The 20,977-nt window shown below is 61.5% G+C and carries 25 protein-coding genes and 1 tRNA gene; 13 read left to right on the forward strand and 13 right to left on the reverse strand.

Going from position 1 to position 20,977, the window contains the following annotated elements; all coding sequences use genetic code 11:
- Nucleotides 1–73 precede the first annotated feature (73 nt).
- From ACEQXE_RS13900 to ACEQXE_RS13935, 8 genes are all read left to right on the forward strand, one after another.
- Nucleotides 74–2,368, forward strand: a complete 2,295-nt coding sequence (locus tag ACEQXE_RS13900; protein ID WP_370180229.1) for a hypothetical protein — start codon at nt 74–76, stop codon at nt 2,366–2,368.
- A gap of 138 nt (nt 2,369–2,506) precedes the next feature.
- Nucleotides 2,507–2,917 (forward strand): hypothetical protein, encoded by a 411-nt coding sequence (locus ACEQXE_RS13905; protein WP_370180231.1) that lies wholly within the window; start codon nt 2,507–2,509, stop codon nt 2,915–2,917.
- A complete protein-coding gene (locus tag ACEQXE_RS13910; protein ID WP_370180232.1) occupies nt 2,917–3,357 on the forward strand; it encodes a hypothetical protein in 441 nt (146 codons plus the stop codon). Before ACEQXE_RS13905 ends, ACEQXE_RS13910 begins: the two co-directional genes overlap by 1 nt.
- Entirely contained in the window at nt 3,354–3,809 is a 456-nt protein-coding gene (locus ACEQXE_RS13915; protein ID WP_370180233.1) for a D-Ala-D-Ala carboxypeptidase family metallohydrolase, read from the forward strand. The genes ACEQXE_RS13910 and ACEQXE_RS13915 overlap by 4 nt, the downstream gene beginning before the upstream one ends.
- A complete protein-coding gene (locus tag ACEQXE_RS13920; protein ID WP_370180234.1) occupies nt 3,806–4,096 on the forward strand; it encodes a hypothetical protein in 291 nt (96 codons plus the stop codon). The genes ACEQXE_RS13915 and ACEQXE_RS13920 overlap by 4 nt, the downstream gene beginning before the upstream one ends.
- A gap of 1 nt (nt 4,097) precedes the next feature.
- Nucleotides 4,098–4,775 (forward strand): hypothetical protein, encoded by a 678-nt coding sequence (locus ACEQXE_RS13925; protein WP_370180236.1) that lies wholly within the window; start codon nt 4,098–4,100, stop codon nt 4,773–4,775.
- A 60-nt stretch (nt 4,776–4,835) separates the two neighbouring features.
- The gene (locus ACEQXE_RS13930; RefSeq protein ID WP_370180238.1) at nt 4,836–5,438 is read left to right on the forward strand and encodes an SOS response-associated peptidase; all 603 of its coding nucleotides are present in this window, start codon (nt 4,836–4,838) and stop codon (nt 5,436–5,438) included.
- 72 nt (nt 5,439–5,510) lie between these two features.
- Nucleotides 5,511–5,735: a hypothetical protein gene (locus ACEQXE_RS13935; RefSeq protein ID WP_370180240.1), complete on the forward strand. Its 225-nt coding sequence runs from the start codon at nt 5,511–5,513 to the stop codon at nt 5,733–5,735.
- A gap of 222 nt (nt 5,736–5,957) precedes the next feature.
- On the opposite strand, the gene ACEQXE_RS13940 is transcribed toward ACEQXE_RS13935, so the two are convergent.
- Complete coding sequence (locus tag ACEQXE_RS13940) at nt 5,958–6,683, reverse strand: hypothetical protein (RefSeq protein WP_370180241.1); 726 nt, start codon at nt 6,681–6,683, stop codon at nt 5,958–5,960.
- A gap of 695 nt (nt 6,684–7,378) precedes the next feature.
- Nucleotides 7,379–7,453, reverse strand: a tRNA-Gly gene (locus ACEQXE_RS13945).
- Nucleotides 7,454–7,647: 194 nt separating this feature from the next.
- Between ACEQXE_RS13945 and ACEQXE_RS13950 the strand changes: the two genes are divergently transcribed.
- Together ACEQXE_RS13950 and ACEQXE_RS13955 are read left to right on the forward strand one after the other, a co-directional pair.
- Nucleotides 7,648–8,547, forward strand: coding sequence for a tetratricopeptide repeat protein (locus ACEQXE_RS13950; RefSeq protein ID WP_370180267.1), 900 nt, complete (start codon nt 7,648–7,650; stop codon nt 8,545–8,547).
- Between the two features lie 6 nt (nt 8,548–8,553).
- The gene (locus tag ACEQXE_RS13955; protein WP_370180243.1) at nt 8,554–9,159 is read left to right on the forward strand and encodes an LON peptidase substrate-binding domain-containing protein; all 606 of its coding nucleotides are present in this window, start codon (nt 8,554–8,556) and stop codon (nt 9,157–9,159) included.
- Between the two features lie 170 nt (nt 9,160–9,329).
- Here ACEQXE_RS13955 and ACEQXE_RS13960 read toward each other — a convergent pair whose 3' ends face one another.
- The 7 genes from ACEQXE_RS13960 to ACEQXE_RS13990 all read right to left on the reverse strand — a co-directional run bounded on the left by ACEQXE_RS13960 (nt 9,330) and on the right by ACEQXE_RS13990 (nt 13,938).
- Nucleotides 9,330–9,953, reverse strand: a complete 624-nt coding sequence (locus tag ACEQXE_RS13960; protein WP_370180244.1) for a MarC family protein — start codon at nt 9,951–9,953, stop codon at nt 9,330–9,332.
- Between the two features lie 48 nt (nt 9,954–10,001).
- Nucleotides 10,002–10,766, reverse strand: coding sequence for a hypothetical protein (locus ACEQXE_RS13965; RefSeq protein WP_370180246.1), 765 nt, complete (start codon nt 10,764–10,766; stop codon nt 10,002–10,004).
- Nucleotides 10,763–11,656: a bifunctional methylenetetrahydrofolate dehydrogenase/methenyltetrahydrofolate cyclohydrolase FolD gene (folD, locus tag ACEQXE_RS13970; RefSeq protein ID WP_370180247.1), complete on the reverse strand. Its 894-nt coding sequence runs from the start codon at nt 11,654–11,656 to the stop codon at nt 10,763–10,765. The genes ACEQXE_RS13965 and folD overlap by 4 nt, the downstream gene beginning before the upstream one ends.
- A complete protein-coding gene (locus tag ACEQXE_RS13975) occupies nt 11,653–11,949 on the reverse strand; it encodes a YggT family protein (protein WP_370180248.1) in 297 nt (98 codons plus the stop codon). The genes folD and ACEQXE_RS13975 overlap by 4 nt, the downstream gene beginning before the upstream one ends.
- Nucleotides 11,950–12,026: 77 nt before the next feature.
- Nucleotides 12,027–12,947, reverse strand: coding sequence for an acetylglutamate kinase (argB, locus tag ACEQXE_RS13980; protein WP_370180250.1), 921 nt, complete (start codon nt 12,945–12,947; stop codon nt 12,027–12,029).
- Nucleotides 12,948–13,016: 69 nt separating this feature from the next.
- Nucleotides 13,017–13,349 (reverse strand): hypothetical protein, encoded by a 333-nt coding sequence (locus ACEQXE_RS13985; protein ID WP_370180252.1) that lies wholly within the window; start codon nt 13,347–13,349, stop codon nt 13,017–13,019.
- Between the two features lie 115 nt (nt 13,350–13,464).
- On the reverse strand, nt 13,465–13,938 hold the full coding sequence (locus ACEQXE_RS13990) for a hypothetical protein (protein ID WP_370180254.1): 474 nt from the start codon (nt 13,936–13,938) through the stop codon (nt 13,465–13,467).
- A gap of 138 nt (nt 13,939–14,076) precedes the next feature.
- Here ACEQXE_RS13990 and ACEQXE_RS13995 point away from each other — a divergent pair, with 138 nt between their 5' ends.
- A complete protein-coding gene (locus ACEQXE_RS13995) occupies nt 14,077–14,571 on the forward strand; it encodes a DUF4870 family protein (RefSeq protein ID WP_370180256.1) in 495 nt (164 codons plus the stop codon).
- A 368-nt stretch (nt 14,572–14,939) separates the two neighbouring features.
- Nucleotides 14,940–15,407, forward strand: coding sequence for a thermonuclease family protein (locus tag ACEQXE_RS14000; RefSeq protein WP_370183438.1), 468 nt, complete (start codon nt 14,940–14,942; stop codon nt 15,405–15,407).
- 482 nt (nt 15,408–15,889) lie between these two features.
- Here ACEQXE_RS14000 and ACEQXE_RS14005 read toward each other — a convergent pair whose 3' ends face one another.
- The 3 genes from ACEQXE_RS14005 to ACEQXE_RS14015 all read right to left on the reverse strand — a co-directional run bounded on the left by ACEQXE_RS14005 (nt 15,890) and on the right by ACEQXE_RS14015 (nt 18,991).
- Nucleotides 15,890–17,221, reverse strand: a complete 1,332-nt coding sequence (locus ACEQXE_RS14005) for an AAA family ATPase (protein WP_370180258.1) — start codon at nt 17,219–17,221, stop codon at nt 15,890–15,892.
- A gap of 3 nt (nt 17,222–17,224) precedes the next feature.
- Nucleotides 17,225–18,289 carry a ribonucleotide-diphosphate reductase subunit beta gene (locus ACEQXE_RS14010; protein ID WP_370180260.1) on the reverse strand — a complete coding sequence of 355 codons (1,065 nt, stop codon included), beginning with the start codon at nt 18,287–18,289 and terminating at the stop codon, nt 17,225–17,227.
- A gap of 165 nt (nt 18,290–18,454) precedes the next feature.
- Nucleotides 18,455–18,991, reverse strand: coding sequence for a hypothetical protein (locus tag ACEQXE_RS14015; RefSeq protein WP_370183441.1), 537 nt, complete (start codon nt 18,989–18,991; stop codon nt 18,455–18,457).
- Between the two features lie 208 nt (nt 18,992–19,199).
- Here ACEQXE_RS14015 and ACEQXE_RS14020 point away from each other — a divergent pair, with 208 nt between their 5' ends.
- Nucleotides 19,200–19,442 carry a DUF2171 domain-containing protein gene (locus tag ACEQXE_RS14020; RefSeq protein ID WP_370180264.1) on the forward strand — a complete coding sequence of 81 codons (243 nt, stop codon included), beginning with the start codon at nt 19,200–19,202 and terminating at the stop codon, nt 19,440–19,442.
- A gap of 155 nt (nt 19,443–19,597) precedes the next feature.
- On the opposite strand, the gene ACEQXE_RS14025 is transcribed toward ACEQXE_RS14020, so the two are convergent.
- The coding region (locus ACEQXE_RS14025) for a ribonucleoside-diphosphate reductase subunit alpha (protein WP_370180265.1) at nt 19,598–20,977 on the reverse strand (1,380 nt) is incomplete at its 5' end.

Genomic DNA, 20,977 nt, shown 5'->3' on the forward strand with positions numbered 1-20,977 from the left:
TTTCCAGCGAGGATCGATGACCAAGACGACGCTCTACGCGCGCGAAGGCGTTGCGTTCGATGAAACCGTGTCCGTGAAGGATAGCGGCGGCAATCCCGTCGACCTGACGGGCTTTGCGCTGTCGCTGGCGCTGTACCTCGAGGCGGGCAGTTCCCCCGAGTTCACGCTCGCCACGGGTGTGGCGGCCGATGCGCAGGGGCTGCACATCGTCGAAGGTGGCCTGCGGATCGTGATCGACAAGGCCACGCTGGAAGGCGTGGATGACGATACCGGCGAATTCGAGCTGTTCGGCGACCTGCTGGGCGATGCGGAGGGCGGGACGGATTATCGCTTCCTGACCGATGTGATGCTCAACTGCACGGCACCGGGCCGCGATTTCAGGGGCGCGACCTTCCAGATTACGCTGGACGCAGTTGCGGCTTCGGTGATCGAGGAGATCGAGGCAGCGGGACAGGCGAAGGTCGACCTTGCCACGACGCAGGCGAACGCAGCGGCAGGATGGGCGGCGCAGCTCAGCCCGATGGCCAATCCGGCTACGGCAAGCGCCGTGTTTGCGAACGTTGTCGGCCAACCTCGGCTGTTCGGCGCAGATGTCGATCCGAGCAAGTCCTACTACTTCGAACGCATTTATTGGGCGTTCGACGACGATACAGACGGTGACGCGGACCGACTGCGCGCTGATCTGTGGCAGGCGGACGATGAAGCGGGGACCAATGGCGCTATTGTCTGCCGTATCTCCACGACAGCGGAAGACAGAACTGGCCGGGACACCGTAACACTTACGCCGACCGGCGCGCTCGATATCTCGCTCGAACTGCCGCTCAACTTTGGTGACGGGGCGCCGTGGCCTACCAATATCTTCAGCGGCGGCACATTCGCAACGACGGGCCTGAATAACAAGGCGATAGTACCAACTTCCCTCTGGCAAGCGTCAGTGGCGGACGTTGTGGAAGCCAACTTGCCTTCGCTTGCCCGGGCGCAATTTGCAGTCGACGAAACCAACGGCCCTTTCGACCCGTCCTCGACTGCCCTCCCGGACGAATTGAAAGTGCGCGTCAAGCGCTTCGTCCTGGAGCACGCGAAAGACCGCTACCTGTCGATCTCGGGTTGGAAGTTCTACACCGATGAAATCCTGCTGGATGTCTTCGATGAAGTGATCGGCGACCAGGTTGGCTACTTTCGCCTCGCCACCCCGAATTACGCCAACCTTCCAGAACGGATCAAATTTACCAACCTCGATCGCCTGCCCTCACTGCCTGGCGGTGACCCCGACGGGTCCCAAGGATTTCCGGTTCGCGGTTATGTCGAGTTATACGATGACGCCACTGCCCTCGGCGCCGGCACAGGCGGCAGTTCGCTCGCCCAGCCTTCGGCGGGCGAGGTGCGGATCAACAAGAACAGTGTCAGGGGCCAACTTTACGCGACCGTCAGCAATCCGCTCCTGCGCGGTTTTGCTGAAATGATCGAGGCAGGCCCGTCCAACACGTACACCACCCCACGCGCAGCGCTCGATTCATTGCTTGAGGTACCGCAACCGACCGACAGCACAGCCTCGTACATCCCGAACTGCGTGCGTGCGACCGACGATTATCAGATTGGGATTTTGGTCGATGTGCCAAATTCCGGCGATCTCTCGCAGCCTTGGTTGGAGAGCAACCTGTTCCTGCCGCCCAACGTTTCACTTATCGCTCGGTGGCCTGGCACCAAGTGGAACCATTCTCCGGGGGCGACACGGCCCATTTTACAGGTCTTTGGCAATAACTTGCTCGCCCACTTCATCTGGGAGAACACGATAGCCGAAGACCCCGGCGGCTATTCAGGCAGCAGTACGAGTTCCGCGCGCTACGCCATCCATTTCGAAAATACGGCCAGCCTTCTTCTCAAATACCCACAGACCACGAGGGACTATACGCGGCACCACAAACTGACCGTTATCGGTGGCAAACTACGCGTGGGTGGTGCGGCAAATATTCAGGCTTTCGGATCTGCCATTCCTACGAATGCGACTGTCGAAATGCTGGATGTCGATTTCGACGCAAGGCCAGGTCACACCGGCCCCATCGCAGCGGCCAACACATCCAGCCTCTACGTCGGGGGCGGCAGGTGGATCGTGCGCAATGGACGCGACATTTCCCGTCGCGCGTTCAATGTCGCTACCGGCAATAACTCCACCCTCGCGGTGCAGACCAAGAGCACCCCACAGGACTTCTACAATGAACTGATACTGGAAAGCTGCCTTCATTTCGATGGGATTAGCCACACCGGCACGATCCCTAACCTGTGGAAGCTGCGCGGCAACTGGCAGGGGGAGATATTCTCTAACGTCCCGGACGGCTCAGGCGGCTTCGACATGATGGGCTACGTGTGATGAAGTATGCAGCGATCATCTTCGGCCTGCTGCTGAACGAGCCGTACCCGCTCCAGAACTGGTCCTTCGGGGTCCACCATAATCTTGGATACGACGAGCGATGAGCTGCCATCACTTCTTGGCAGAAAGGCACCGGTGATGGACGTTCTTGCCGCAATCGCCGTGGCCTTGCGCGTTGCTCTGGTGCTGATCGCCTGCGCGATGATGCTGAGCCACCGGATCGAGATATGGGCCGTCGTGCGCCGCCGGAACGGGTGGAAACGCCATCTGTCGAGCGTGGTGTTCTGCGCGCTTGTGGCCGGTGGAGCGGTGATCTCCAGCGTGAACATATTCCCCGACGCAGGTTGGGCCATTGCGCGCGACACGCGGCTTGCGATCGTCAACCTGGGTCTCGCGATATTCATGATCGGCGTACTGACCGGGCTTTATCGGCGCGCATTGCGGGCGGGCCCGGAAAAGGCGCGGGCTGCGTTCCTCACCGGCTTTGCGCTGCTGCTGCCCGGAGCCGGACTCGTGTGGTTGCTGACGATGAGCGGAGCGCATGGGTAATGCCATGGCGCGAAATTCCCCCCAAGTGGTGGGCTGTAGTGGTGGGCATCGCGTTCGGCTCGCTTGCGCTGACGATGCTCGACGGTCCGAAGAAGGGCTACCTTCGTACGGTGGTCACCGCAGCGGGTTGTGCGCCGTTGCTCTGCCTGTTCGCGGGCGCCCTGCTGCCCGATGACACTTCGCTGGAGATTGCCGCGCTGGTGGGCGGCGTCACCGCGCTGGGAGGCACTGCGCTGATCCTCCACGTCCAGCGCGTGGCGCCCTCGCTTGTTACCGCCGGACTGATCGGGATTGCCGAAAGCTATCTGAAAATCACACCTCGGAGCGGCGACGAGCCGCCCGAGATTACCCGATTGCGCCGCGACGGCACGCCCGAAGAGCCCGACCCCGAGGCGGAGCGTCTGGCGCAGGAACTCGACGAAAAGGACGACGAGCGATGAGCAAGAACCTTTCTGCCCACTTCACACTGGATGAGATGACGCGCAGCCAATCGGCGCAGCGCAAGGGCATCCGAAACGAACCGGGTCCCGATGAGGTGCGGGCGCTCAAGCTGCTCTGCGACAAGGTGCTGGAACCGGTGCGCGAGCACTTCGGCGAGCCGGTCATCGTGTCGAGCGGCTACCGCTCCCCCCGCCTCAACCGTGCAATCGGCGGCAGCGGATCGTCACAGCACTGCAAGGGCGAGGCGGCGGACTTCACCGTGCGCGGGCAATCCAACCTCGCGGTGTGCCGCTGGATGGAGGCCAACCTCAACTACGACCAGCTGATCTATGAATTCGGCGAGGATGGCTGGATTCACGTCAGCTTTTCGCGCCACCGGATGCGCAACCAGGAATTGCGCGCCGTGCGCAGGCATGGCCGGGTTCATTACCTTCCGGGCTTGGTGGCGTGAGCCGCTGGCAGGCCTTCTGGCAGCGCTTCCTGTCCCCGCCGACCGCGCGGTTCATTCTTGCGCTGCTGGCGCTGTTCTTCGCTGCCGGTGGTGCGTTCTTCCTGATGTCGGGCCGCGTGCAGGCCGACAACAAGGACGCTGCCATCTTCGCCCTCGGTGCTCTGTTCGGCCTCGCGACCAATGGGTTCAACTATTACTTCGGCTCGACCGCACGAAGCGACGAGCGACCTATCGAAACCGAGATTGTCAACACGCCGGATGATCCGGTGCCCGTGGAGGACCGCTGAGATGACCCTGCCCCCGTGGACGACCGCGCGCGTCGCCGTATCCGGCCTGCGTGCCGCGATCATCGCCGCCCTGTTCCTGATCGTCGTCGCTCTCTGCATCGTCCAGACCGTGCGCGTGGGAGGGCTGAGCCTGTGCGCGGACCTGCCGGTGATCGGAAAGGTTTGCTTGGTCGACATCAAGGGCTGGAAGCCGACTGCGCAGCGCACCGCGCGCGAATTCGCCACCTTCCGCACCGACGTGGAAATCGAGCAGAAACTGGCCGCGCAAAAGGCAGCGGCGCAGCGCATCCGTTACGAAAATCGATACCGTGACTTGGCTGAGGAGGCCGACCGAGATGTTGAACAAGCACAGGCTCTTGCTCTGGCTGATGCCGAGCGTTTCATTGCTGCTAACCGCGTGCGGTCCTGCCCCGCTGGTGGTGCGGGCATCGGAGCCCGAGCCGCCCCCGGCGATCACTCCGCCCAAGGCGCTGACCGATCCGGTACCGTGCCCGTCATGGATGACCGACCTGCGTTGCCCTCCGACGAGCAGCTACTTCCGGGATTTGTAGTCGTCCCCGACGAAGACGTGCGGACCTGTTCGAACAACACCGTGCGGCTGTTCGCAGGGCAGGAATGGGCGCTGGGACTGGAGCGCGAAAGCATAGCCACAAGGGAAGCGCCGTTACCGGGGCATTGACCGAATCGCTACGATGGCCAAGTTTGCCCGCTCCAATGTTAGAGGATCGGGGCAGGTGCAATGTGCAATCTCTACCGGATGGCGAAGGGCCAGGTCGAGATCGCTCACCTGTTTCATGCTGCGCGGGCAGGTGGAGCGAACTTCGCCGAGGAAGTCTATCCCGGCTATACCGGGGCAGTGATCGCAGGCGGGCAGCTGGTCCCGATGGTGTGGGGCTTCCCGCTGGCGCTCAAGAGCAAGACCACCGGAAAGGCCCTGAAACCAAGGCCGGTGAACAATGCGCGCACCGACAAGCTCGACAGCTTCATGTGGCGATACAGTTTTGCCGAGCGGCGGTGCCTGATCCCGCTGACAGCGTGGGCTGAAGCCCAGGGCCCGCGCGGCGCGATGACCCGGACGTGGCTGTCAGTGCCCGATGTAGAGGCGTTTGCGGTCGCAGGGATCTGGCGCGACAGCGACGAGTGGGGCAAGTGCTACTCGATGGTGATGACCGATGCCGCAGGCGATGCGGCCGAGGTGCATTCCAGGATGCCGGTGATCCTGTCGCCCGATGATTACGCCGCGTGGCAGCATGGCGCGCCGGATGAAGCGAAGACACTCTGCCGACCGTGGGATGGTCCGCTGCGGATCGATCCTACGGAGGAACCCTGGTCGAAGCGCTGACCTGCAGTGCCGATCGGCAGCCGGCCTGCAAATCCGATTGACCGATGTTCTACGTTCGTTCCTATCGGGGTCATGCCCCGGTTACCCGAATCGCTGGCCGATCTGTCACGGTGTGACGCCACGCTGCGCATCCGGTGCCGCAGGTGCCTGCATTTTCGCGGCGTTCGTGCTCTGACCCTGATGCGCGACGTGCACGACCGCCGCCTTGGCCATTCGCTCGAAAACGTCTCGCGGCACCTGGTGTGTGCGAGATGCGGTGCGCGCGGGGCGAAGATCGAGCTGGCGGCGGAGTTCTAGATCCCGAGCGATTGGAATGGGGCTTCATAGTCGCCCCGGCCGGGGACGTGCGGGGATATTGGAGATAGACTCCGCTCGTTAACGACGGACGAGAAAGGGCGTGCTCTGTCGAAGCGAGTTCAGGCCCGTATCAAAAAGGCAGGTGGGCCAACAGGAATACCCAGAAGGTGCTGGCCAGCGCGAATGCCCCGATATCGCGCCAGCTCACGGGTCTTCGCCAGATCATTCCTGCTCGTCAGAAATGGTCTCTTCGGTCATCACGTCTTCCGCAAAAGTGTCTTCCGCATCAGAGGAGGATGCGACAGCTTTCACTCCAACAGGCTTTGCCAGTTCGACGCGTCGGGGTGCGGTGACAGCACTCGCCTCTATCGCCAAGGGAATGGCATTCTCGGTATACGCTTTCAGCTCACGACCCTCTGGAATAACCCCACTCTTGCCGGTGATGAAAAACCCGCTGATTGGAACCAGCACCACTCCACCTACAGTAGCCAGGGTGTTACCGTCCCCTTCTTGTCGGTACGTCCCGTTCAATGGGATGCGGCGACCACCCAGTTCGAGATATTCGATCTCGATATCCATCTTGCCCGACTTGCCGAACATGCCTTTGCTGGTCAGCCAGGTGATCTTTCCGACGGCGCGTGTGCCACGTGGGATGACGATATACTCGCCGAGCATTACATCCTCTTCGACACTTAGATCGAACTGATCGCCCTCGTCCCAAGTCTTGCCCTTGGTAGTAATCTCTTGGTTCATTCGCAGGATTAATTCGGTGTTCGCCGGCAGTTCGGCCATGCCTGGCCGCTCTTCGCGCTTGTAAACCTGCAGGGGCATCGGCGCTGCCGCTGCCGCCTCGGTCGCGGACTCATCCTCTGCAATCGGTGTGGCATCCTGCGCAATCACAGGCGCGGCAAGGCTCAGAAGCACGAATGCGCTTATCGTCCGAAGCATGAAATTCCCCCTCACATATCTTCTGGGCGTCCCCTCGCCCTCAAAGCGGAGTAGCACACCCGGAAGGTTTTCCAATCGGGTAAACTACCCGGACGGAAGCAATCGAATGCTCGATGCTTCGTCGGCAAGCCGATGGAGCATTATCGATATGTGTGGATCATCGCAGCGATTAGCACGGCGACGGATGCGGGCGGCTCTTTCTTCAATCGTGTTCATGCGAATCAATTTGCATCGATCGGCACGTGTAGGAAAGCTCCATCGAGGACACCACTCGTCAGCGAACCTACCTGTATCGGCAGTTGACCTACGTTCCTGCTCCGTTCCATTTGAGCAATGGCTCGGCACAGGCTCGATTCGATCAGCGATTTCGCTCGGCAGGGCTACAACCTGCGCATTACCTGCAATGGATGCGGTCGCACGATCAAAGCGAACGCCGTTTTGCTGAGGCAGGATTTACACGCACGCCGCGCGCCGTTGGATATAGACCAGATCGAGCGCCGATCGCGCTGCAAGGTCTGTCGGCATCGTGGGGCAACCATTACGCCTTGCGAAATCAATTTCTGAATTGAATGCTGTACGGGATTTGTACGAGGACTTCCTGTAATTCGCCGTTTGTTCCGGTCGGTTTCTGCAAGATAGCCACCATCGGCCTCTACACAGAGGCGGGTAAAAGACCTGATTTCCGATGGTTTTAATGGAGCGGGCGAGGCGATTCGAACGCCCGACCCCAACCTTGGCAAGGTTGTGCTCTACCCCTGAGCTACGCCCGCTCACATGGCGTTTCCGGCGGTCGGCGCGGTGGCCCCTCCGGAACGGGAAGCGGGCAAGTAGCAACGCATGCCCGCCTCCGCAAGCGCAAAATCACGCCTGCGTTAACACCCTTCACATCGCCCCTCGAAGGCCCACATTGGGGCATCACGTCCGAATCCATTTTATGTCTGCAAGGGGACCGCACTTGGCCAGCATGGGGCTCAATATCGAAGAACAAAAAGCCGTTGAACGCTTCCAGAAGGATGTCGTCGAACCGTCGATGGCCAACCTTGTGGTGCTCGATTTCTGGGCCGAGTGGTGTGGCCCGTGTAAGGCGCTCACCCCGGTGCTGGAAAAGGTTGCAGCGGAATACGCCGACAAGGGCGTGGTGCTGAAGAAAGTCAATGTCGATGAAGAGCAGTTCATCGCCAGCCAGTTCCAGGTCCAGTCGATCCCGACGGTCTACGCGATGTTCCAGGGGCGCCCGGTCGCCGATCTCACCAGTGCGCGCAGCGAGAGCCAACTGAAGCAGGCGCTCGACCAGATCCTGGCGCAGCTCCCGATTGGCGAGGGCGCTGGCGACCAGCCGCAGCAGGACGTCGCACAGTTTATCGAGATGGCGGAAGCCGTGCTCGCAGAAGGCGAGAACGAGCGGGCGCTGGGCATCTTTGCGCAAGTGATCGACATGGCGCCCGACAATGCGGCAGCGCACGCAGGGCTGGTGCGCGCTATGGTGGCGCTGGGCGAGGCCGACAAGGCGCGCGAACATCTCGACAGCCTCGATGCGACCCTGGCCGAAGACCCTGCGATCAAGCAGGCGCGTTCGGCCATCGAGCTTGCGGGCGAGAAGGTGGACGAGGGCGAACTCGCCACGCTGCGCGAGAAGGCACAGGGCGGCGATATGGACGCGCGCTATGCCTATGCCGAAGCGGCCTTCGCAGCGGGTCAGCGCGATGCCGCGGCTGACGAGCTGCTCGCCATGGTCGAAGCCGATCGCGAGTGGAACGAAGGTGCTGCCCGCACCAAGCTGCTGCAGATATTCGAAGCTGTCGGGCTGGAAGACCCCTGGGTGGTCGCCACCCGCCGCCGCCTCTCAAAGATCCTGTTCGGCTGACTTGCGTTGCGCCTTTCGATCTTCCCGCTGACAGGAGCGATCCTGTTCCCCGGCCTGCAACTGCCGCTCCACATGTTCGAGCCGCGCTATCGCGCACTCGTCAGCGATGCGCTCGCGCGAGACCGGCGGATCGCGATGATCCAGCCCAAGACCGACCGGGAAGGCGCGCCGCTCTACGATATTGGCTGCGTGGGCCGGATCGACGAGATCGAAGCGATGGACGACGGGCGCTATAACGTCGTGCTCGATGGCGAGAGCCGCTTCCGCATCCTGCGCGAACTCGATGTCGCCACGCCCTTCCGGCAGGTCGAGGGAGAACTGATCGCAGAGGATGGCGACGAAGTGTTGAGCGGGATCGAGCGTGCGGGCTTCGAGCGCGAGGCGCGCCGCTTCGCAGATGCGCAGGGCTATGCGGTGGATTGGGATGCGGTCGCCACGCTCGACGACCAGTCGCTCATCAACGGAGTCAGCCAGATCGCGCCCTTCGATGCCGCATCGAAACAGGCGCTACTCGAAGCGCCGGACTTGGCGGCGCGGTGCGAGCTGCTGGTCCAGCTGATGTATTTCTTCGGCCAGCAACCCGGCAGCGACGATCGGGTAACGCTGCAGTAGGGATCTGGGGCCAAACCTCCCGCCCCACCTCGTTATTTTTGTTTGACGGCAGCCGTCCACCCACCTCCCCACCCGGCCACCAATGGTGCCACCAAGATATGGTGGCCGGGTGGGGAGGTGGGTGGCCGATGGCCCACGATCAAAACCAAGGCCAAGTGCGAGGTCTGCCCTTAAGCCAACAGCGTCCCGCGCAGCCCGTCGATCACGAATTGTGCCGCGAAGGCTGCCAAGAGCACGCCAAGCAGGCGCGTAATCGCCGCCTCGATCTTGTTGCCGACCAGCTTCATCAGCGGACCCGCAGCAATCAGCGCCAGCATGGTCAGCAGCAGCACCGCCCCGGCAGCCGCAAATACGATCGCGCTTTCCTCGATCCCGTTGGCCTGGTTCATCAGCAGCATAATCGCCGCAATCGCGCCCGGCCCCGCCATCATCGGCATCGCCATAGGGAACACAGAAACATCCTCGATCTCGGGATTGGCGTTGATCTTCTCCGCGCGTTCCTCCCGCCGTTCGGTACGCTTTTCGAACACCATCTCGATGGCGATAATGAACAGCATGATCCCGCCAGCGATGCGGAAACTGTCCAGTTCGATCCCCAGCGTGCGAAGCAACTGTTCCCCGAACAGGCCGAACACCAGCAGGATCAACCCCGCGATCAGCGTCGCGCGGATCGCCATGGAAACGGTTTGCGCGCGGCTCGCATCGCGGGTGAGGCCGGCATAGATCGGCGCGCACCCGGGCGGGTCCACCACCACGAAGAAGGTTACGAAGGCAGAGACGAAAAGTTCGAGCATGGCGCGGTCTGCGGTCCTGTCAGCAGGTCTGGGGGTCGAGCGGGCAAATCATTCGGGCGATACGGGAAGCTTCTGGTCGAACACTTTCTCCCACGCGCCCGAGGTATAGTAATCTGCGCGGACATGCCTGGTGCCATCCGCAAGATGTTCCCAGCGCCAGCGAAGGGTTCCGTCGGCAGACATCTGCTCACCGGAGCGACCATCGGCCGGGGGTGCGACGAATTCTGGCGACGGCACTTGCTCGCCCGCCGCCGGGCAATCGGCGACCAGCCCCTGGATATTGTCGTATGCGGTGACGACCAGCACGCCGTCCTCCGCTTCCCTACGCGGCGGTTGCGGGACGTCATGCGCACCCACATCGTAGGACCACTTGTAGTCGTCCGAATAGCCATTGCGCTCCCACACGGTGACGAAGGTCCCCACCTTGCCGTCGGGGTCGAGGAAGCGCCCCTGGCTCACGGCGGTCTTGCCGTCGCAGCTCATCATCACCACACGCGGCGCCCACTGCACTGCCTTTTCGGGATCCGACAGGCCCCCGAGCGCGGCCTTTGCCGGCACCGGACCATTGCGGCCGTGCAGCAGCGCATCGTCGGTCGCGAAAGCACGGAACGCAGTCCACTGCCCGTCTTCACGGGCGGCGCGGGCGAACTCGATCTCGCGCGCAACGATCAGGCTGGGCTGCGCGGCGTAGGGAGCCTCGCGCAATGCCTGCTCGATCATCTTGCGCGGTGTGCGCGGTGGACCGCCCGCAGCGCAGCCGACCAGCGCGAGCGCCGTGCACGTGAGGGCGAACAGGCGCAGACCGGCGATCATAGTCCCTCCGGCGCTTCGAGGCCCGCATGCGCGTAGGCCGCGACCAGCGTGTTGCGCAGCAGCACCGCGATGGTCATCGGGCCAACCCCGCCCGGCACGGGAGTAATCGCACCTGCGACCTCGCTTGCCCCGGCAAAGTCGACATCGCCCACAAGCCGCCCCTTGCTCTCGCCCTCGGCGGGCATCAGCCGGTTGATCCCCACGTCGATCACTGTCGCACCGGGCTTGATCCAGTCGGCCTTGACCATCTCCGCGCGACCCACCGCGGCGACCACGATGTCGGCACGGCGCACGATCTCGGGCAAGTCCTTCGTGCGGCTATGCGCGATGGTGACGGTAGCGTTCGCATCGAGCAGCAGCTGCGCCATCGGCTTACCGACGATGTGGGAGCGCCCGATGACAACCGCGTTCAGGCCCGACAGGTCACCATGCCGGTCGCGCAGCAGCATGATGCAGCCGAGCGGCGTACACGGCACGAAGCCTTCGCGCCCGACCATCAGGCGGCCGGCGCTCTCGACATGGAACCCGTCGACATCCTTGCCCGGATCGATAGCGGCGATCACAGCCTGTTCGTCGAGGTCGCCGGGCAGCGGAAGCTGCACCAGAATGCCGTCGACCGCCGGATCGGCATTGAGCTGCTCGACCAGTGCGATCAGCTCCTCCTGCGATGTGTCGGCGGGCAGGCGATGCTCGAAGCTTTCCATGTTGGCAGCCACGGTCGCCTTGCCCTTGGAGCGGACATAGACCTCGCTCGCCGCGTCTTCGCCCACCAGTACCACCGCGAGCCCTGCCTTGCGCCCTGCCTGTTCGGAGAACGCGGCAGCATGCTCGCCCACCCGCGCGCGCAGATCGGCGGCAAAGGCCTTCCCGTCGATCAGCTGGGCGGTCAAATCAAGCTGTTCCGAATAGCGTCGAGGACAATGAGGAATATCTGCAAGGCGATGATCAGCACCAGCGGCGAGAAATCGATTGCACCCGTCTGCGGGAGGAAGTTCCGGATGGGCCTCAACACGGGATCGAGCAGCGAATTGATCGAGCGGTAAATCGCCACGACAAAGTCATTGCCACTACTGACCACGTTGAAGGCCAGCAGCAGCCCGATCACGAACTGGACGATAATCAGCATCACAAACACGTTCGTAAGCAAGCTGATGATAGAGATGAGAGCGTCTAGAAATAGCATTTTTCGCGCTTCTGTCCTGATATCATTGGCAGGGTGCCTTACAAGAGTAAGACGCCTGAAAGGGAGTGCAAGCCTCCCTAACCCTTTTCAGCTGCCCTGACGAGCGTGCCCGCACCGCTGGCGGTGAAGAACTCCAACAGCATGGCATGCGGCACTCGCCCATCGAGGATGACCGCCGCCTCGCACCCGGCGCGGGTTGCGGCGAGGCAGGTCTCCAGCTTGGGGATCATCCCGCCTGTAATGACGCCCGATGCCCGCAGGCCCTCGATCTTCTCGGCATCGAGCTCGGCCACCAATTGCCCGTCGGCATCGAGCACGCCCGCCACGTCCGTCAGCAACAGCAGCCGCGCGGCGCCCAGTGCACCGGCCAGTGCACCCGCCATCGTATCGGCATTGATGTTGAAGGTCTGGCCTTCCTCGCCCGCACCGATCGGCGCGATTACCGGGATCAGGCCACTCGCGGTCGCCATCTCGATCACCGCCGGGTCGATCGCTTCGGGTTCGCCGACAAAGCCCAGGTCTACCGCGCGTTCGATCGCGCTGTCCTCATCGCGGGTCGCGCGGGCGACCTTGCGTGCGCGCACCAGCCCCGCATCCTTGCCCGAGAGGCCCAGTGCGCGCCCTCCGGCTGCGTGGATCGCGGCGACGATCTGCTTGTTGATCGCTCCCGAGAGGACCATTTCCGCGATCTCGACCGTCGCCTCGTCGGTCACGCGAAGCCCGTCGACGAAACGGCTTTCGACCCCGACCCGCTCCAGCATCGCACCGATCTGCGGGCCGCCGCCGTGGACCACCACCGGGTTGATGCCGACCGCTTTCAGCAGCACGACATCCTGTGCAAAACTGGCGGCAGCGGCGGTGTCGCCCATCGCGTGGCCGCCATATTTCACCACGAAAGTGCGGCCCGCGTAGCGACGCAGGAAGGGCAGCGCCTCGATCAGGACGCTGGCCTTCAGGCCCGCATCGTCCGCCAGGCTGGTCTCGGTCTTCTCGCTCATGCCTCGCGCGCTATACCGGCGCGAGGGGTTTGGAAAGGCGCGAGACGCCGCGCCTTCCCGGCTGGCACCCTACTCGGCGGGCACGGTCCCGCCCGGCTGCGTCACGATCTCGCCGTTGGCATCGCCTTCCAGCGCATCCTGATCGGGTTCGACCACATCGATGTTCCCTGCGCCGTTTACGTCTTCCAGCGCCTCTTCGGTAATCTCGTCGTCAGGGGTCAGGTCCGTATCGAGCCGTTCTTCGGTAGTCGTCACCGCACTGTCGGGCAGCTGGGGTTCGTCGCCATCTGCGTTGAGGAAGATGATCACCGCTGCAACCGCCAGCAGCACGATCACACCCAGCCAGATCCATTTCCCGCCCGTGCCTTTCTGGATCGGATCGTCATCGTTGAATTCGGCCATCGGGGGATCTCCATTTCTTGTGTGTCTCCCCTAACAAGTGTTCGGGAGCGCCCACCGTTCCGATTTCCCCGCCCGCAGACCGGTTCAGACCCCCGGTCGAGCGCCGCGTGCGCGCTCAGTCCGCGGTTGCACTGACGATGCCGTAGCCTTCCACCGCCCGCGTTTCGATATGGCCACGATGATACATGTCGATATAGATCCGGCGCGAGGCAGGTTCGCTCCCCTCGCAGGTGACCAGATAGACATCGACGATGTTGCCATAGGGCGACATTCCTGCCGATCCCTGCCGCTCGTACTCCGGGCGTTTCAGGTTCGCGCAGCGCAGGCGCGAGAGGTAGGCCCGCTGGCCTTGCGGCATTTCGGCGCGCACCGGGTTCTCTGCCGAGCCGAGCGGATGAGCGGACGCAGCCTCCAGAGCCGCCTCCAGCTCCGCACCCTGCACTTCGGATTCGCCCGCCAGCATCCGCAGCAGGACGGAGGAGCCCTCGTCTTCCCCGGAGCTTTGGGCGGCGGCAGGCACCGCGCATACCGCGGCCAGCATCAACCCCGTGCCCAGGCCGGTACACAGCGACAAGACCTTGTGTGTCATGGCAAATTCCCCCTCTTCGATTGTCCACCGCAGACTAGCGGGTCGATCCGGCGCCGCAAGCGCATTCGGGCGAAAGGGCCGCAGGCTTGCCCGGTGCCGCGCGAAGCGTATGATCGCGCGCAATCGGGGGAGACGATCATGAGCGACATGGCGGACGAGTATCAGCACGCGCAACCGGCGAGCGGTGCGGAATCGACCGGGGTGACGCTCTATCGGCCCATCATCGTCTCGATCCTCTACCTCGTGAACCTGTTCACCGGCTTCACCATCCTGATCGGCCTGATCCTCGCCTATGTCTGGCGCAACGAGGAGGCCACGACCGAGTGGGAGGAAAGCCACTTTACCTACCTGATCCGCACCTTCTGGATCGGCTTCTGGGTGACGATCCTGCTGGACGCGGGCGCGATCGGTGCAGCAATCGCCATGTCGATGGGGTTCCCCGTTACGGAGGACTTCGGCCCGCACGCCTCGCACCAAGACGGCCCGCCCCCGCCCGCGATCATCGCGCTGGTGTTCGGCGCGATCCTGGTCGGCTTCCTGATGTTCGTCTGGTATTGCGTGCGCAGCATCCTCTCGCTCGCAAACGCGGCCAACCAGCGGCCCATGCCCAACCCGAAGACGTGGCTGTTCTGACCCGGACGGACCTTCGCGAAGGATCGATTCCGGCGGCGGCCTGACACACCTGACACAGTGTCTAAAGGCAAGAAACGGGCCCCGCCTGTTGCGCGCTTTGGATAGGTGCGCGAGGCGACGTTACAGGCAGGTTGCGCGGCGGACATGGGCGGGAGTCTAGCAGCGCGCATGTGCTGTAGGACAGCGCGGCGTCGGGCTCGACAGCGTGTGCTGTGGGAGCGGTGTTGCCGGGGGAGGAGTTCACACCTTCTTGAGACCTTGCCCACCATCCTGCGTGGATGGGCGATATCGTCTCCTTTCGGCGGAAGCGACCTGCGAGGCCGCGACGCAAATCCTTGTGGGGCGAAGCGGCGCGTAGGCTGGGAGTGGTGCTGGTCGCGGCTCCGCTGGCGCTGTTCAGCGCGATCCTGTTTGCCGATGGGCTTCCGGGCGCGGGCGCGGTGGCTGTCGGTGCGACTGCATCGCAGCGTCCCGCCAAATTGGTCACCGCGAACTTCGCGCGCTGTATTGGCGCGCGGCGGATCACCTGCGTGGTCGATGGCGACACGATCTGGCTGGAGGGGACCAAGATCCGCATCGCCGATATCGACGCGCCGGAGATTTCACGGCCCGCCTGCGAGGCGGAGCGGATCGCAGGCGAGCGCGCCACCGCGCGGCTGACGCGATGGCTCAACGAAGGCGCGTTCGAGGTGCTGCCCAACCCCGATGGCCGCGACGCGGACCGCTATGGCCGCAAGCTGCGGGTTCTCTCGCGCGATGGATCGAGCGCGGTCGATGCGCTGGTGGCAGAGGGTGTTGCCGGGAAGTGGGGTGGAGCGCGGGTGAGGTGGTGCTGATGAAGGATTATCCATCGCAAACCTTCATGCTCTTTCGCAAAGGAGATTCTACGCGTGTTTTGACAGCAATGAACGAACGATTTTCACACTAGAGAATACGCCTTGATTACAATTAATTATCTTACAACGCTTACCGATGATCCCTTTCTTCAAATCTAACTGAAGATCTTTATCTCCGGATATTACTACCATCGAGGAACCTAGTTTCGTCACAGCTAGTACGTGCGGGTCATCAGATTGGCACGTCTTGGAAATCTTCCTTTCTTCGCGCAACACATGATCAGCCGATAAAATCACAAGGCGACCAGCCGCGCTCCATTGCATGAGAAGATCCTTAAGGCGCGTTTGCTTTAGCTCTTGCTGAAGTCGCCCACCGCTTTCGACTATGCCTCCTTTACGAACCCAAGCGATTATCGCCTTAGACGGCTCGCAAGTAGCGGAGGCGAGCGAATTCGCACAATTCGCGTCAATCACGATCGGCATTAGAAGCCAAGCACTCTTTCTTGTTCACGTATGAAAAAGTCTCGGTACGTGGGAGGTGCGCCGCGTAGATTGCCTTCCTTATCGAACCTAATTTGATGAACCTCTACCTGTTCATTCCCAGGCTCTAGAAAAACCATGTTGACGAGCTTCGGATTAAGCCGACCCTCTTTTATCTCTATTCGCACCCTGTCAATTAGATGATCGCTGTGGGTCTCGGCAATAACCAGCCCCTTGGAGTTCGCATTCACAAATTCCGCAAATATCGATCCAAGCTCAGCTTGCGCCCTTGGGTGAAGGTGTACCTCTGGTTGCTGTAGTAAAAGCGCCGCCTTCGACCCCCGGTAATTGACCAAATCAGCAAAGATTGGCAGAGACTGGCTCACGCCATAGCCGACATCAGCAATAGCCGTCGAACGGCCTCGCACGGTAACCTTAAGCTGGAAAGGCCCTGAATCTTGGTGAGTTAGCTTCTTAACATCGAGTTTGTTAAATAGTCCAGCCTGCTTACCATACCTATTCAGCTCCCTATTCAGTCGCGCCCAGCGCTTTTTATCGGATCTTTTTACCTTACTAAGCTCGTGCGGAGCACTCTCGGCACGATCAATTGTGGCATCATCAGACGCCGTATAAACTTTTCTCGGAACTGATCTTACAGGAGGCGTTGCAACAACATGGTGATTGTCCGAAAGCAGGGCGTCATAAAGCGCCGCAAATCTTCTTAGCTTTCTTCGCTCAAAGCTCGCTTTTTCTTTATCATCTTGATGATAGTACAATGTCATCAACATGTAGAAGGAGTTTTGTAAGCTCACTGCGGCATTTGACGGCGCTTCGGAAAACATGCTGGGTTGACTTAATTCTGACCTTGTGTCGCCAGAAAGAATGGTGACACGCATATCTTCGTCGTACCGGACGTCCATTTGATCGCCCTCGCATTCAAGTCTAATGCTCGATAAGACCGTATCGCCATAATTTGATTTAAAAAAGAAAGTGCAAGAAACGAGGACTTTGCGGACCTCCGAGGCAGCAGAGCTCTCGTGCGGAAAGAATCTCGTACTATTTGGATCGACGTATTTCTCAATTTTGAGGGAAAAACGTTCTGAAGTAGATTTTAGGCCCGATTCGTGAACTATGTCATCGTATGGCCCTAGATCAAACGGGTAAACGTTAAAGAATGAAGTTGCCCCTGACCGGGAAAGCTCCAAACTAAATCGCAACGCAGCCATTAGAGATGTCTTGCCAGAACTGTTTTCACCAACAATTAGCGTTAATGGCAGAACTTCAATTTCTCGAGTTTCCGCAAAACACCGATAGTTGTTCAGGAACAGTTTCACGCGCTACTCCGCCGCCTGCACACCCTCGCCAGCTTCATCCCCGAACAGGCCCGGGCCGTCGTCGACCGCCTCTTCCTCGTTCGCGGCCTTGGCCTTGTTGCGCTTGTCGAACGTGCTCCACACGTCCTGCCAGTTGCCCTTGGTGGCGCCCTTCGAATATTCGGTCGCGCGCTGTTCGAAGAAGTTCGCGTGCTCCACTCCGTTCAGCAGCGGGGTCAGCCAGGGCAGCGGATGCTCGTCGATCATGTAGATCGGCTGCAGGCCCAGCTGGCCCAGTCGCCAGTCCGCGATGTAGCGGATATACTTCTTGATCTCCTTCGCGGTCATGCCCGAAACCGGGCCCATTTCGAAGGCGAGGTCGATGAAGTTGTCCTCCAGCCGCACGGACTTCTGGCAGATGTCGATGATGTCTTCCTTCACCGCCTTGGTGTAGCAGTCCCGCTCGCGCACGAATTCATGGAACAGGCGGATAATGCCTTCGCAGTGGAGGCTTTCGTCGCGGACCGACCAGCTGACGATCTGGCCCATGCCCTTCATCTTGTTGAAGCGCGGGAAGTTCATCAGCATGGCGAAGCTGGCGAACAGCTGCATGCCTTCGGTAAAGCCGCCGAATGCCGCCAGCGTGCGGGCGATATCCTCGTCCGTATCCACCCCGAACAGCTGCAGGTAATCGTGCTTGTCCTTCATCTCCTCGTATTCGAGGAAGGCGGAATATTCGCTTTCGGGCATGCCGATCGTGTCGAGCAGGTGGCTGTACGCTGCGATGTGCACCGTCTCCATGTTGCTGAATGCGGTCAGCATCATCTTGACCTCGGTCGGCTTGAACACGCGGCCGTACTTGTCGTGGTAGCAATCCTGCACCTCGACATCGGCCTGCGTGAAGAAGCGGAAGATCTGGGTGAGCAGGTTACGCTCGTGCTCGGAGATCTTCTGCGCCCAGTCGCGGCAATCCTCGCCCAGCGGAACCTCTTCGGGCATCCAGTGGATCTGCTGCTGGCGCTTCCAGAAGTCGTAGGCCCACGGATATTCGAACGGCTTGTAGGTCTTGCGGGCTTCGAGCAGCGACATGGGGTAACTCCGGGTGCGCGTCTGGTGGTTGGTGGCGTTGCCGATTCCGGGCCGATTCCGGTCCGGACCATCCGATATAGCGATTCGCGGAAGTAACTTCCACGCGGGGGGCAAGACGCGGCGGGGATAAGCGGTGGGTTGCGCCGCCAGCCCGGCGCCAATCGGTCAGCCCGCCAGCATGGCCGCCAGGATCGCCGCGATGGTGAGCAGGAAAACAACGCCAAGGATTGCGGGCGAAAGGTGCGCGCCGTTGACAAACTCATCCATCCATCGCTGGTGCTCGTCCTGCTCCTCCAGCGCGGCGCGCTCTTCGAGAGACATGAAGTTGCGACGGATACGGTCCCACATCCAGAAACACCCTGTCACCAGGGCGAATGCCAGCGGCATGGCCGCCCACGCAAACCTCTCCCCCAGCAATCCCGCAGCGTCATCCGCGAAATTCTGCTGGAAGATCGTAAGTGCCGGCACGCCGACAATCATGAACGCGACCGCAGGCAGGATGCTTGCAAACGACTTCGGGCGATTCTCCTCATCGTGATCCAGCGCGAGGATATCCGCGATATCGTCCTTGCCCGCCGTTCGCGCCCGGCGAATGCGCCAGTCGCGCAGGCGCCACCAGACCCCGGGCACCAGCCCGATACCCAATCCGGCGAAGGCGCAAAATGCGAAGAAGTGAAGATCCTCGGCCGTAAAGGTGGTCACGCCGACCTGAAGAACCACGTCTTGCCCCATCGCCACCATCATGCCGCTCCGCGCGGCGCCCGTCTACACGACTGGTGGGCCCCGGCAGCAGGGCGCAGAAGCGAAGCGTGCTGCTGCATCGACGAACCGAGGAACGGTTTTGCCCGCCCAGCCGTTCTACAGTTATACAGCGGGCCAATGCAGGCTCATGAAAAGATTGGAGTATTTTATGTTCGAGAAGATTCGTATCAAGGAGCACATGGAAGTCGCCGACGCCACCGGCCAGCATGTCGGCACGGTGGACGAAGTCGCAGATGACCGGATCAAGCTGACCAAGTCCGACGCGATGGACGACCAGCACCACTTCGTCGCGCTGGATGCGGTCGAGAAGATCGACGACAACCGCGTGTACCTGAAGGAAGGCACGCCGCTGCCCGTCGGCCTCGGCAACAAGGCGACCACACCGGCATAAACCCATCCAAGAGGTGGAGAGGAAAGCTGCACCCGCAGCTTGACCCACGGAACCCCGGCAAGCCTTCACGGCCTGCCGGGGTTTCTCGTTTTTACGCTAGGGCTGATCCTTCGCTTTTCAGCAGCTTGTGCTGGCTACACCGGGATCGATGGGCCCTACTGGCAGGCGAGGCATTCCTCGTAATCGGTCTGTTCGCCCGCGCCCGCATTGAGTTCGTACTTCGCGGCTTCGGAGGTGTTGTCCGCCTCCACCCCGCCGGCAAAGCCTGCGCGCTGCACGCTCTTGGACCGCAGGTAGTAGAGCGACTTGATCCGCTTCTCCCACGCGTGGAAGTGCAGCATCATCAGGTCCCACTTGTCGACATCGGCGGGGATGAAGAGGTTGAGGCTCTGCGCCTGATCGATCATCGGTGAGCGATCCGCCGCGAATTCAAGTAGCCAGCGCTGGTCGATTTCGAAGCTGGTCTTGAAGACCGCCTTTTCCTCCGGCGTCAGGAAATCGAGATGGGCGACCGAGCCGCCGCGTTCGAGGATCGAATTCCAGACATTGGTGGAATCCTTGCTCTTCTTCGCCAGCAGTTCCTGCAGGTACGGGTTCTTGACGATGAACGAACCCGACAGTGTCTTGTGGGTGTAGATATTGGCCGGGATCGGCTCGATGCAGGCCGAGGTGCCGCCGCAGATAATGCTGATCGATGCGGTCGGCGCGATCGCCATCTTGCAGCTGAACCGCTCCATCGCGCCCATTTCTTCCGCATCGGGGCACGGCCCGCGTTCGTGCGCGAGCACCATCGAGGCTTCGTTCGCCTTGGCATTGATGTGCTGGAACATCTTGATGTTCCACGCCTTCGCCATCGGCCCTTCAAGCGGCAGGTTCTTCGACTGCAGGAACGAGTGGAAACCCATCACGCCCATGCCGACGCTGCGCTCGCGCGAAGCGGAATATTTGGCACGCGCCATTTCGGGCGGCGCGCGGTCGATATAGTCCTGCAGCACGTTATCGAGCATGCGCATCACATCCTCGATGAACTGCTTGTCGCCGTTCCACTCGTCCCACTTTTCGAGGTTGAGCGAGCTGAGGCAGCAAACCGCCGTACGATCATTGCCCAGGTGGTCACGGCCCGTGGGCAGCGTGATTTCGCTGCACAGGTTGGAGGTCGAAACTTTCAGACCCAGGTCACGGTGATGCTTGGGCATCATCGAATTCACCGTGTCCGAGAACACGATGTAGGGCTCACCCGTGGCGAGGCGCGTTTCGACCAGCTTCTGGAACAGGCTCCGCGCATCGACGGTCTTGCGCACGGAACCATCGCGCGGGGACACGAGATCGAATTCCTCGCCCGCGCGCACCTTTTCCATGAACTCGTCGGTGACGAGAACGCCGTGGTGCAGGTTCAGCGCCTTGCGGTTGAAATCGCCCGAGGGTTTGCGGATTTCGAGGAATTCCTCGATCTCAGGGTGGTTGATGTCGATATAGCATGCGGCCGATCCACGGCGCAGCGATCCCTGCGAGATGGCCAGGGTCAGCGAGTCCAT

Origin of the sequence: Alteriqipengyuania sp., from assembly GCF_964222115.1 — a bacterium.
Classification (GTDB): domain Bacteria; phylum Pseudomonadota; class Alphaproteobacteria; order Sphingomonadales; family Sphingomonadaceae; genus Alteriqipengyuania.